This window comes from Gilliamella sp. B2923 (genome assembly GCF_026536565.1).
Taxonomy (GTDB): domain Bacteria; phylum Pseudomonadota; class Gammaproteobacteria; order Enterobacterales; family Orbaceae; genus Gilliamella.
In genome coordinates this window covers 56,388-68,465 of record NZ_JAFNNZ010000008.1, presented here as the reverse complement: position 1 = coordinate 68,465, position 12,078 = coordinate 56,388, and the positions used below count along the sequence as shown (strand labels likewise).

The window sequence follows — 12,078 nt, the reverse complement described above, 5'->3', positions numbered from 1 at the left end:
TAGCCATTGATGTTATTGTTATCTTGTTATTTTTTATATACACTTTTCCAAAAGTTAATGATTCTAGCCAATATGGTTTTAGAATTATCCATTTCCCAAAGGTACTATCATGAGCAATATTTTTAGTAAACTAACCTCCCTTGCTGATTGGCAACTAGTCAAAATTTCCGGTGAAGATAATCACTCATATTTGCAAGGACAAGTCACCATCGATATCAATAAATTGACTGAACAACGTGCGCTTTTCGGTGCACATTGTGATGCCAAAGGTAAAATGTGGAGTAATTTATTAATTTTCCAACGTGGGCAAGATATTTACTACATTGTCCGCAAAAGCGTTGTTGAGCGACAAATCGCTGAATTAAAAAAATATGCAGTCTTTGCCAATCTTACTATTGAAATCGTTAACGATCTCAATATCGTCGGTATACCGCCAGAAGCGATTTCCGGACAACCGGCTTTAGAATCGATAATTTCACCACTGGCAGTTAACAACTGCGTGACTGTCGATAACATCACTTATATCAAATTACCGTTACCGCAAATGCGCTTTATTATGGTTACACCAAATGCCCTTCCTGATGATTTGCAACCATGTGATGATTGGGTGAAACTTGATTTAGAAGCAGGCTATGCTATTATCGATGCGCCGAATATTGAAAGCTTATTACCGCAAGCATGTAATTTACAACATATCGATGCCATTAGCTTTGATAAAGGTTGTTATTGTGGGCAAGAAATGGTCGCCAGAGCAGAGTATCGTGGTGCGAATAATCGAGGGCTCTATCTGTTATCGGGAAAAAGCGCAACATTACCAAAAATTGGCGATAAGCTTGAGTATGAGATTGACGGTAACTGGCGAGAAAGCGGTCAAGTGTTGGCGGCGGTAAAACTCAACCAAGACAACGCTATTTATGTACAAGTTGTTCTCGCTAATGGTATCGATATTAATACCCAATTTAGAGTCAAAGACCAACCAGATAGTCAACTTACTTTCAATTAAACTTAAAAAACACAATTAACCGTTAGTTACTAGCGGTTAATTGCTATCACGTATTTAAATTAAAACGCAAGATTACCATACCATTTTTTTAAAATGCTGGAATGATCTTCCGATCTATTCCAACACAAGTAGTTTATTGTCCCAATTCTTGATTCACAATCTCAACAAAATATTGGGCGCCGGTTGTTAACACTTCATCATTAAAATTGTATGCCGGATTATGTAAATTAGCCCCTTTGCCGGCACCTAGCCAAACATAAACACCCGGTATTTTTTGTAACATAAAGGCAAAATCTTCTGAGCCCATAGACGGCTGAGGATCAACCACAATGTTATCATGCCCAACCACTTTTTTAGCCGCTTCAATAGCAATATCCGCTTGCGTTGGATAATTGATCGTGGCCGGATAACGGCGCTGATAATCCACCTCTGCTTTAGCGTCAAATGTTGCAGCAATACCACTGGCGATCTGCTTAATGCGATTTTCGGCAAGGTCTTGCACTTGCGCACTAAACGAACGTACGGTACCCCGAATTACCGCTTGTTGCGGTAAAACATTCCAAGTATCACCACTATGAATCTGCGTCACACTGATGACTAATGAGCTGATCGGATCAAGATTTCGACTAACAATACTTTGTAAAGCATTGACAATTTGGGTGGCAGTTAAAATGGTATCTTTGCCTAAATGAGGAGCGGCTGCATGGGCGCCTTGTCCGGTCACTTTAATTTCAAAGACATCGTAAGATGCCATCATTGGTCCATGGTTGATATAAAAATGGTTTAAATTCATATTCGGCTGGTTATGTATCCCATAAACAGCTTCAATAGGCAATTTGTCAAACAATCCGTTTTCAACCATTACTCGGGCGCCACCTTCGTTTTCTTCAGCGGGCTGAAAAATGACTACAACCGTGCCGGTAAAATCCCGATGCTCACTCAGGTATTTGGCAACACCCAATAAAGTCGCAGTGTGTCCGTCATGACCGCAGGCATGCATTTTGCCGCGGATCGTTGAGCAATATTCGATGTTATTTTCTTCAATAATATCCAACGCATCAATATCGGCACGCAATGCAATATAGCGCCCCGGCTTTTTACCATGAATAAGACCAACTACTCCGGTTGGGGCAAAATCAGTAAATAACTCGGTAATACCAAAAGATTGAAGTTTTTCAATAATAAATTGAGTTGTGTTTTTTTCTTCAAAGGCGGTTTCGGGATGCGCATGGATGTGATGACGCCAAGCGATCATATCTTGTTTCAACTCAGGGATAGTACTCATGGTTAATTCCTTCATTTATTATTATGTTAGTGTCAGTAAATAGGGGTTTACTATACTGCTATTTTTACTTTGATAAAAATAACTCTTTTTAATATCGTTATCGATTTTAGTTATATCACAAGATTAATTTAAGGTTTTATACTAAAACGTAGGGTATTTCTGAAAGTTCTTGACAAAAATAGCTTAAGCAATAACCCGAAAGCGATAAGAAAGGTGCAAAAGGAATTAACCGCACTTGATGTTTTGCCAGCCGATATCGCAAACAAAGATAATAGATAATACCAAGTAGGCAAGCAATTACCACTAACCAAGGCAGAAGATAATACGGTAACCAAGCGCCAAATGCAGCCAGTAATTTAATATCCCCACCACCCAAACCTGCTTTTTTAAAAATGCAGAAGAATAATATTGCCGGAATTTTAAGTAAACAATAACCGACCAAAATCCCTAAAAAGGCATCGTTAAGGGTAACACTGGTCAGCTCAAAATAGCTAGCGAGCAATCCCAACCACATAAACGGTTGAGTAAAAAAATCGGGAAGCAGATAATACTTAAAATCAATCAATGCAAGCAGAATAAAAAAACCACTCAGCATCATCATTAGCAAACTGTGGCTGTTTAATCCTCGATCGATATAAATTAAGGTAAACAAAGTCGCAAGCAATAACTCTAATACCGGATAATGCAGCGAAATTTTACAGTGGCAATAGTAGCAACGACCTTTTAATATCAACCAAGAAATCACCGGAATTAACTGCCACAGTGCCAGTGTACTACCGCAATTTAAGCACTTTGACCGTTTTACACTTATTGCCTGCAAATATGCTACATGGCTCAATGAAGGTGAAAACCGGCGATAAGCAACATTAATAAAGCTACCTACGGATAATCCTAAACAGATAATGAACACTAACATCAATGTATCACATCGCCGAGTTGAAATATTGGCAAATAGATAGCCATAATCAAACTGCCGACTATCAACGATAACAACAGCATTAATAACGGTTCTAAGGTCGAAGATAAATTATCGGTTAACCTTTGATGTTGTTGCTGAAAATAGTAGGCTAAATTATCTAACATCAGATCCAGCGTTCCCGACTCTTCGCCGGCATGAACTAATTGCCGACAAATATTGGGGTAACCGGCTTGCTGACGCAAAGCATAACTGAACGACTGCCCCTGCTTGATTTGCTCGATAATCAGATTAATACTGTCTTGATAAAAAGCGTTACTTGCCGTATTAACGGCTGAATTTAAACCGATTAATAAAGGAATGCCGGCTTGTTGGGTAATAGCAAGCGTTTGGAATATTTGGGTTAAATGGCTACTGGTAATTAGCTGGCCAATTAACGGCAAACGCAATATCCACCTATCGATTTCAGCTTGAAAACGAGCTTTCACATAGTGTTGATAAGTGAGATAACTTAATAGCACAATAAAACTCAGTATGATCCAGTTTCTTTCCAGAGAAATTGAAAGTTCAATCATGCATTGGGTAAAATAAGGGAGCTGGGCATCAAAACTTTGGTATATCTCATTAAATTTAGGTAAAACAACAAGTAACATCACCAATGCCACAACAAGTGATACCACTAAAAGAAAGAGCGGATAACGCACCGCCTTTTTAATTCGTTTGTGGAGTTCAATCGATCTTTCAAGTTGTAGGGATAACTGTTCAAAACTAGTATCGAGCTGACCGGTTAGCTCGCCAGTGGCAATGATTTGACAGTAAAGCGAAGGGAAAACCAAATGATGATTGGCTAGCGCTTGCGATAATGATTCACCCTGTGTAATTTGGCTTTTCACATCGTTAAGCAAATATTGCCAATGCGCTTTGGTCTGATCTTCAATCAGCAGTTCGAGCGCATCAATCAGTGATAAACCGGCTTTTAATAGCGTGGCTATCTGTTTTGTTATCAGCAATAATTCGTTGCGACTAAAACTTTTGCTGCTGATAAATCGCCCTGCTTTAAATTTTATTGCTACCTTGCCTTGTATTAACAACTGTTTTTGAGCTTCTTGCCTTGAACGGGCAATAATGTTGTTTTGCTCAAAGTTGAGATCATACCAATAATAGAGCCGTTTCACTCGCTATCCCCTAACACCCGATCTATTTCAGCAAGACTTGTGATGCCATTTTTTACCAGCTCTTCACCCGCTTTTTTCAAGCTAGTCATATTGGTTGGCGTGATTGTTTGCTTCGCTAAAATTTGCTGTTGAATTTCCGGCGTGATAACTAATAATTCGTATAAACCAATTCGCCCCGAATACCCGCCAACACAATGTTGGCAACCAATGGCTAAATAATGTGGTACGAACTCATTGCCTAATAATATGTATTCACTGGCTGCGGTTTTGCATTCAATACAAAGTTTACGCACTAACCGTTGGGCAATCACCAGTTTTAAACTTGATGCAAGCAGATAATTTTCAATGCCCATTTGATTAAGGCGAGTGATAGCTTCAATGCTTGAATTGGTGTGTAAGGTTGATAGAACTAAATGCCCTGTTTGTGATGCTTGAATGGCAATTTCAGCGGTTTGCTGGTCACGAATTTCACCAATCATCATCACGTCAGGGTCTTGTCTGAGCAAAGCACGTAAGATAACTGAAAAAGTTAACCCTGCTTTTGGATTAATTGCGGTTTGATTAATGCCGTCGAGTGGAATTTCGATCGGATCTTCGACACTGCAAATATTACAATCTTCTTTATTTAGTCGTTTTAGCGCACTGTATAAGGTGACGGTTTTACCGCTACCTGTGGGGCCGGTGACCAAAATCAAGCCTTGCGGATAACTTAGGATTTTTTCGAAAGTTATTAGATCCTGCGCTGACAATCCCAAATCATAAATGCTTAAGTCTAACTGCTCGTTATCCATAACCCGCAATACGATTTTTTCGCCATTGATTACCGGTAAAGTGGCAATGCGCATGGCAAAATGGTCAATCACCAATTGACCGTCCTGCGGCAATCGCTGTTCGGCTATGTTTAAATTGGACATAATTTTGAGTCTGGCCGTTATCTGCTTAGCTAAAGACAAAGGTGCACTTGCCTTGTTTTGTAAAACGCCGTCAATACGCATTCGGATACGGTAATAGGTTTGATAAGGTTCAAAGTGAATATCTGAAGCTCGCTTTTCAAGCGCTGATAATAATATGTCGTTAATACGTTTAACCAATTTATCTTCTTGCATAATCGCTCTCTAATGTTGGCTTTATCATAATCAAAATTTAAAAATATCTTCACAAGCGGAAGTTAAACCGGCATCCGGCGGCGTTGTTATGCAAGTTCGGCTCCAATCCAAATGACCATGGGTGGTATTGATTGTCGGCGTTAGCGTAGTGGTTAAGCCAGCTAAAGCGTTTGATCCCACTAAAGTGATAACCCCATTACTTACCGTAATAGAAGCAACATAGTTACTCGATTTGGTCACCGCAATACCATTACTGCCATTGTTACATCCATTTAATGCCCCTTTTTCAATGGCACAAATTTCAACGGCTGACTTATAGGCACTCATCGATTGAAGCATATCGGTTAAAGCCGCTTTTTTGACATAACCTTGATAAGCTGGTAGACCGATTGCGGTTAAAATAGCGATCACCACAATAGCAATCATAAGTTCGAATAAGGTAAATCCCGATTGATTAGACATTTTGTTACACTCCTTGATAGAAATGATTTGAGTGATGTCTTTATAGCGAAACAAAAAAATGAAATAATAAGCCAATTAGTATTTTGGGATTTGAAATACAATCGTCACGTTAATTATTTCGGTCATGTCAAAATCGTTGTGCAATAGTTCACAAACTTCATTCGCATTACCTAAACAATTGTTGGAGTTAATATGCCCTTAAACATCATTAATGGTTGGTTACAAGGTGTTAAGCAAGTTTTATCGCCTTTTTATAATGATCGCCCGGCGAATAAACCTATTTCATTATTGGTCATTCATAATATTAGTTTGCCGCCAAATCAGTATGGTGGTCCTTATGTGGAACAATTATTTACCGGCAAACTTGATCCGAATGCTGATCCCTATTTTGCTAAAATTTACCAATTGCAAGTTTCTGCACATCTTTTTATTCGTCGTAATGGTGAAATTATCCAGTTTGTCCCGTTTGATAAACGTGCCTGGCATGCCGGACAATCACAGTTCGAAGGGCAAGAAAATTGTAATGATTTCTCAATTGGCATTGAATTAGAAGGCTGCGACAGTGAAAATTTCACTCCAGTGCAATATGAGCAGTTAGCCGCAGTAACCTTGATCCTCCAACAAACTTATGCCATTAAAAATATTACCGGGCATAGCGACATCGCCCCGACGCGTAAAACCGATCCGGGTCCTTGTTTTGACTGGCAATATTACCGGGATTTATTAAGCCAGCAATCGCAGACACAGTCGTTAATTAAGCAACTGGATTTGATAAAACAGGCACTGCAAGACACTCAATTATGGCAATCAGCGCCACCGCATCCCGATGCTTTTTTAAGTCAAGAACCGTTTGCGCTCGATACCATGCAAGCGCATGAGTGGCTACAATGGATTTTTATTCCTCGAATTTATGCCCTTATTGATGCTAATGCCGATATCCCACAATTTGCCCTTCATCCCTATTTTGAAGAGGCTTTTAAACAGCAGGAACAAGACCTAACACAGCTATTAGAGCTGATTAAGCAGCTTGATCAATTATCTGCAATAAAAGATTCTGAGTAAAAGATTCTGTGAAAATGTTCTAAGAAAAAGTTCTGCGAAAAGGCTCTGCGAAAAGATTTGATATAAAAAAACCCCCAAGTAATTGGTTGTCCAACTATTGGGGGTCACTTCATCTGTACGGTTTTTTCAATCTGTGATGTTACCGATTTAACTGTCGATACTGATTAACGGCTTGTTGATGACTGTTGTAGTTGCTTGAAAAGGTATGACCGCCTGTTCCATTAGCAACAAAAAACAGATAGTTAGTTTTAGCCGGATGCGCAGCCGCTTCCAACGAGGCAAGGCTAGGCATTGCAATTGGTGTTGGTGGTAATCCTTCAATCACATAAGTATTATAAGGATTTTCAGTATCATTTAAATCTACTCGACGAATGGTGCCGGTATATTTGTCACCTAAACCATAAATAATGGTCGGATCGGTTTGTAATTTCATTTTGGCTTTCAAGCGATTAACAAAAACTGATGCCACATTAGCTCGCTCCGAACTTAGTCCGGTCTCTTTTTCAATAATTGAAGCAATAATTAACAGCTCATAAGACGATTTGTAAGGAAGATCACTATCTCGATTTTCCCAGACTTTTTGTAAATTATTTTTCATGGTCATATGCGCACGTTTTAATAGATTAATATCGACCGTGTTAGCTGTATAAAGATAAGTATCTGGCGATAACCAACCTTCGATCGATCCTTCAATCCCTAATAATTTGGCGATCTCTTCATCGGTTTTGCCGTCAAGTGTCTGTTCAATATAAGGTGAATTTTTAATCACATTAAGCCAATCTTTCGCTCGTTTTCCTTCGACAAATTGGATCGAAAAATTACTCTCTTTGCCCGAAACCAATAACGCTAAAAACTCCTCAACCGTCATATGCGGATGCAGTTGATAGGTGCCGGCTTTAATCGATCTTAACGAAGGATTGAGTTTAGATAGATAAGGCAATAAATGTGATTGCTCAAGTAAATTACTCTCTTTAACTTGCTGAGCTAACTGATGTGATGTTGTGCCTTTTTTTAGCACGAAGACTTTATTATCATCAGTGACATTTAGATATTGTTTGGAAAACTGATGCAAAAAGTAGTAGCCAATACCAATTGAACCACCCACAATTAATATCAAAGTAAGTAAAGTACATAAAACGATTTTCTTAATCATAACTCTCAATCTACATAGTGAATTTTAGCCCGTGACGTCAGGCGCGTTAATAATTCATAAGCACTAATACCTGTGTGCTTAGCAATGTGTTCAACCGGTAGCTGATGCCCCCAGAAGATAACTTCATCGCCAGGTTTTTCATGGCAATGAAGTCCTAAATCAACCACAATCATATCCATTGAGACCCGCCCAACAATCGGCACTTGACGACCATTGATCATCACCGGCGTATTTGGACTAATACCCCGAGGATAACCGTCGCCATATCCCATTGCCACCACACCTAAGGTGGTATCGTTTGGACTGACCCAAGTTTGACCATATCCCACAGCTTCGCCTTTTTTATGCTTTCTAACAGCTATCAACTCTGATTTAAGTGTCATCACCGGTTTAAGCGCTGAAATCGCCTCATCAAACGGTGACACACCATATAAAGCAATGCCAACCCGAATAACATCACGATGCGACTTAGGCCAAGCAAGAATGCCACCGGATGCCGCAATAGATTGTTTATTGATAGCTGGGTGATGATTCATGGATAAAATAAACTGATCTAACAACGCAGTTTGTTTAGCCGTTTGCTGTGAGGTTAAATCATCGGCCGAACTAAAATGGCTGATAATATTGATAGAAGGTCGCACTACCCGGCAATTTGCTAGCTTAATAAATTGTTGCTCAGCCTCATCGGGGTGAAAACCTAAGCGATGCATACCGGTATCTAATTTAAACCAGGCGGTAATTTGATTTTCAACATCAATCGCATTTAATGCATCAATTTGCCAGCTTGCGTGAATAACCGGTTGTAAATTAAAATCGATTAAATCATTAACATCATCATGCGGGAAAAAACCTTCTAATAAAACAATTGGGGTATTAATGCCCTCTTGCCGTAATAATAACGCTTCACCCACCCGTGCTACACCAAAGTAATCGACTTTATCTTGTAATAACTTCGCCACCCCTAACATACCATGCCCATAAGCATTGGCTTTGACAATTGCCATTAAGGCGCTATTAGGTGATTTATTTCTAAAATAGTCAATATTATGTAAAAGTGATTTGCGATTAACTTCAACTACTGCCACAGACATTGTATTTAACCTAACTTATATATCAAATGGCTATTGTAAGTTTTGTTATGGATAATCACAAATATTTATTTTAATAAATTAGTCAATTCACGCTGTTTTATTAATCGATAACAACTGCCATTTTCCTTTTTAGAGCAGTATTTGTGAGCAAAATTGAGGCAAAGAGTGTGATCAATATCGATTAATTTGCATAATGCTATTTACAGCTTAAATGATAATGGTTATCATTCAATCTTTATTCAAAACCTATAAAAAAAGAGAAGAATAGGATTAAGTTAATAATGGATTTAAACATTACCAAAACTCATATCGCAACAGCGATTTGCATTTCATTAACCAATTTGCTTTTCATTGATCAAACTTTTGCCGATACCAAAAAATCCACCCCGCAAGATACCATTGTTGTGACCGCTGATCGAAACGAAAAAACCGTCTGGGATAGTTCGGTTTCGGTGACGGCAGTTAATCGAGATGAAATTGAAAATCAAAATGGCGATTCAGTTGTTGAAGCATTACGCGATATTCCCGGCGTTGAAATTATGGATAATGCCTTAGCAGGCCGAAAACAAATTATGATACGAGGTGAAGCGCCCTCACGTATTTTGATGTTAATTGACGGGCAAGAAGTCACCTATCATCGTTCCGGGCATGGCTCAAGCGCTGGAGTATTAATTGATATGGAATCGGTGGAACGCATCGAAGTGATTAAAGGTCCTCACTCTGTGCTTTATGGCTCGCAAGCGATTGGTGGCGTAGTTAATTTTATTACGCGTAAAGGTAGCCAAGACGGTTCGCCGTTAAGCGGTGACGCTAAAGTGATCTACAATGGCGCAACCGACGGCTTTACCGAAATGGGCACTATTAATGGTTCAATCGACAATATTTTTGATTATCGCATCAGTGGTAGCAATGCGAAAAACAATGACCGTAAAGCGTATCAAGGCAAACTTCACAACACCGACTTTGGTAATAATAGTTTAAGTTCATGGTTTGGTTTTAATCTTGATCAACATAAATTGGGGCTATCTTTAGATCGTTATCAATTAGATACCAAAACCTACTATGATAAATCAAAAAATAATCCTGCTATTAAAGAGTTCTCGGTTGAAATTCCTAAATTACAACGTGAAAAAATCGGCCTGTTTTATGACTATCAAGCTGACGGCTCTTTTCTTAAAAAACTGCATTATGATGCCTATGCGCAAAAACTAAATCGACAATTTCGTAACCATATTAACGTAGCGCCGAATGCCAGAATAAACGTTGATACCCGCACGGCAACCGATGATGAACAAAAAACTTATGGTATGACGTTTCAAGCTGACTTTGTGCCGGCTAAAAACATGAATTTGATTGCCGGGCTTCAATATCAGCAAGATAATGTCGATCAAAATTCGCATAATGTCGTTGTGTCAAAAATGCCGGTACCAATTAAAAGCTATACTCAAAATAAATTCTCCTCGAACAAATGGCAACAATCGAGCATTGCTTTATTTGGGCAAAATGATTGGGATATCACCGAGGATATTTCATGGAATTTAGGTGTGCGCCAATATTGGGTGACTTCGAAACTAAAAAAAGGATCGTCAATTATTGATAAAACGCCAGTAGTTGGATCGGCAACGTCAACAGTTAAAACCGACGGCAAAAAAAGCGATCATGATAACAATTTTGTCGTATCAACCGGGCTGACTTATTCCGGTATCCGTGATACTCAGTTAAGAGCATCGTTTGCCCAAGGATATGTCTATCCAACCCTTTCGCACCTGTATGCAGTCACCACGGCATCTGACCAAACGCTTTATGGCAATTCCAAATTAAAAGCGGAAAAATCGAATAATTACGAAATTGGCTTGCGTTATAACAATAACAAAATTTTAGCCGATGCGGCTATCTACTATTCTGCAGCGAAAAACTATATCACCGAGATGAGCTGTGATGGTTCAGCGATTTGTGATGGCGCTATTGGTAGCAATTTTAGCTATTATGATAATGCCAATAAAGCCAAAACTTATGGTTTAGAATTTATGGTTGAATATGTTGATTTACCTGTTACCCCTTATATAAAAGGTAACTATTTACGTCGGCAAATAAAAACCGATAAATACACCACTTATGATACCGGCAATCCACGCTTTGCTGGCAATATTGGATTAAAACACACTGCCTATTTTGATCACGTTGATATCGATGCCGATCTGTTTATGCGCATGGCAACAAATGCAACTAAACGCAGTGAGTCATCGGTTTATCGCTATAGCGGTTGGTCAACAGTAAACTTATCAACGACCACCTCATTTGGTGCCAACAGGCAATATAAAATAGGCGTTGATCTGAATAATATTTTAAACAAAAACTATACCACTGCTTATGAAAGTATTCCGGCAGCAAAATTTAATGCGGTTATCAGTGCAAGTATGAAGTTTTAATCAGTAGTCTAAATTAAGCAAAATGACTATGTGATGAATCACATAGTCATAATAAAATCTAACTAATAAGATTTTTATACAGATGCTTTAGCGCCTTAACCGGATGATAGATCATCATTCTGGGGCCGGCAAAACGCATAACCTGTTTTATTCTTTCTTTATAATCTTTACGATAGCAGTGGCGAGGACATTTTTCACAGGTGGTTTTCGCTTCACCAAAACGACACATGGTTAAACGTTGCATCGCATATTGCCGTAAATCTTGACACTCATCGCACAATTGATTGGCTTTTGAGTGATGTTTTTTCTGGCAATATAAATGGATCATCACGCTCACTGTCGATTTTTCTTGTTCTATTTTAGGACCAGTATTATTTGCAACCATATTTCAATACA

Annotated in this window: 11 protein-coding genes and 1 pseudogene; 4 read left to right on the top strand and 8 right to left on the bottom strand. The window is 38.9% G+C overall.

Features of this window, described 5'->3' with window-relative positions; translation table 11 throughout:
• Nucleotides 1-109: 109 nt before the first annotated feature.
• The gene (ygfZ, locus tag J3U42_RS09370; RefSeq protein ID WP_267336299.1) at nt 110-1,003 is read left to right on the top strand and encodes a tRNA-modifying protein YgfZ; all 894 of its coding nucleotides are present in this window, start codon (nt 110-112) and stop codon (nt 1,001-1,003) included.
• A gap of 133 nt (nt 1,004-1,136) precedes the next feature.
• Here the strand turns inward: ygfZ and J3U42_RS09365 are convergent, their stop codons facing one another.
• From J3U42_RS09365 to ppdD, 5 genes are all read right to left on the bottom strand, one after another.
• Nucleotides 1,137-2,288 (bottom strand): M20 aminoacylase family protein, encoded by a 1,152-nt coding sequence (locus tag J3U42_RS09365; protein WP_267336298.1) that lies wholly within the window; start codon nt 2,286-2,288, stop codon nt 1,137-1,139.
• A 136-nt stretch (nt 2,289-2,424) separates the two neighbouring features.
• Entirely contained in the window at nt 2,425-3,204 is a 780-nt protein-coding gene (locus J3U42_RS09360; protein ID WP_267336297.1) for a prepilin peptidase, read from the bottom strand.
• Nucleotides 3,204-4,379 carry a protein transport protein HofC gene (gene hofC / locus J3U42_RS09355; protein WP_267336296.1) on the bottom strand — a complete coding sequence of 392 codons (1,176 nt, stop codon included), beginning with the start codon at nt 4,377-4,379 and terminating at the stop codon, nt 3,204-3,206. Before hofC ends, J3U42_RS09360 begins: the two co-directional genes overlap by 1 nt.
• Nucleotides 4,376-5,485 (bottom strand): ATPase, T2SS/T4P/T4SS family, encoded by a 1,110-nt coding sequence (locus J3U42_RS09350; protein WP_267336295.1) that lies wholly within the window; start codon nt 5,483-5,485, stop codon nt 4,376-4,378. Before J3U42_RS09350 ends, hofC begins: the two co-directional genes overlap by 4 nt.
• Nucleotides 5,486-5,515: 30 nt before the next feature.
• The gene (ppdD, locus tag J3U42_RS09345) at nt 5,516-5,947 is read right to left on the bottom strand and encodes a prepilin peptidase-dependent pilin (protein WP_220217594.1); all 432 of its coding nucleotides are present in this window, start codon (nt 5,945-5,947) and stop codon (nt 5,516-5,518) included.
• A gap of 192 nt (nt 5,948-6,139) precedes the next feature.
• Here ppdD and ampD point away from each other — a divergent pair.
• Together ampD and J3U42_RS12435 are read left to right on the top strand one after the other, a co-directional pair.
• Nucleotides 6,140-6,688 (top strand): annotated as a pseudogene (gene ampD, locus J3U42_RS12440) (1,6-anhydro-N-acetylmuramyl-L-alanine amidase AmpD); the annotation flags it as partial.
• A gap of 12 nt (nt 6,689-6,700) precedes the next feature.
• Entirely contained in the window at nt 6,701-7,009 is a 309-nt protein-coding gene (locus J3U42_RS12435; protein ID WP_416380455.1) for a YqcC family protein, read from the top strand.
• Nucleotides 7,010-7,148: 139 nt separating this feature from the next.
• Here J3U42_RS12435 and mltG read toward each other — a convergent pair whose 3' ends face one another.
• Entirely contained in the window at nt 7,149-8,159 is a 1,011-nt protein-coding gene (mltG, locus tag J3U42_RS09335) for an endolytic transglycosylase MltG (RefSeq protein WP_370634061.1), read from the bottom strand.
• 8 nt (nt 8,160-8,167) lie between these two features.
• Entirely contained in the window at nt 8,168-9,253 is a 1,086-nt protein-coding gene (gene alr / locus J3U42_RS09330) for an alanine racemase (protein ID WP_267336293.1), read from the bottom strand.
• Nucleotides 9,254-9,534: 281 nt separating this feature from the next.
• On the opposite strand from alr, the gene J3U42_RS09325 reads away from it, so the two are divergent.
• Nucleotides 9,535-11,682: a TonB-dependent receptor gene (locus J3U42_RS09325; protein WP_267336292.1), complete on the top strand. Its 2,148-nt coding sequence runs from the start codon at nt 9,535-9,537 to the stop codon at nt 11,680-11,682.
• Nucleotides 11,683-11,740: 58 nt separating this feature from the next.
• On the opposite strand, the gene J3U42_RS09320 is transcribed toward J3U42_RS09325, so the two are convergent.
• Complete coding sequence (locus tag J3U42_RS09320) at nt 11,741-12,067, bottom strand: nitrous oxide-stimulated promoter family protein (RefSeq protein ID WP_220217599.1); 327 nt, start codon at nt 12,065-12,067, stop codon at nt 11,741-11,743.
• Nucleotides 12,068-12,078 lie beyond the last annotated feature (11 nt).

Bases quoted from the DNA above. Each gene is read 5' to 3' on its own strand.
- J3U42_RS09365 (WP_267336298.1), bottom strand. From the start codon at position 2,288: ATGAGTACTATCCCTGAGTTGAAACAAGATATGATCGCTTGGCGTCAT.
- alr (WP_267336293.1), bottom strand. From the start codon at position 9,253: ATGTCTGTGGCAGTAGTTGAAGTTAATCGCAAATCACTTTTACATAAT.
- J3U42_RS09350 (WP_267336295.1), bottom strand. From the start codon at position 5,485: ATGCAAGAAGATAAATTGGTTAAACGTATTAACGACATATTATTATCA.
- J3U42_RS09360 (WP_267336297.1), bottom strand. From the start codon at position 3,204: ATGTTAGTGTTCATTATCTGTTTAGGATTATCCGTAGGTAGCTTTATT.
- ppdD (WP_220217594.1), bottom strand. From the start codon at position 5,947: ATGTCTAATCAATCGGGATTTACCTTATTCGAACTTATGATTGCTATT.
- J3U42_RS09320 (WP_220217599.1), bottom strand. From the start codon at position 12,067: ATGGTTGCAAATAATACTGGTCCTAAAATAGAACAAGAAAAATCGACA.
- ygfZ (WP_267336299.1), top strand. From the start codon at position 110: ATGAGCAATATTTTTAGTAAACTAACCTCCCTTGCTGATTGGCAACTA.
- J3U42_RS09325 (WP_267336292.1), top strand. From the start codon at position 9,535: ATGGATTTAAACATTACCAAAACTCATATCGCAACAGCGATTTGCATT.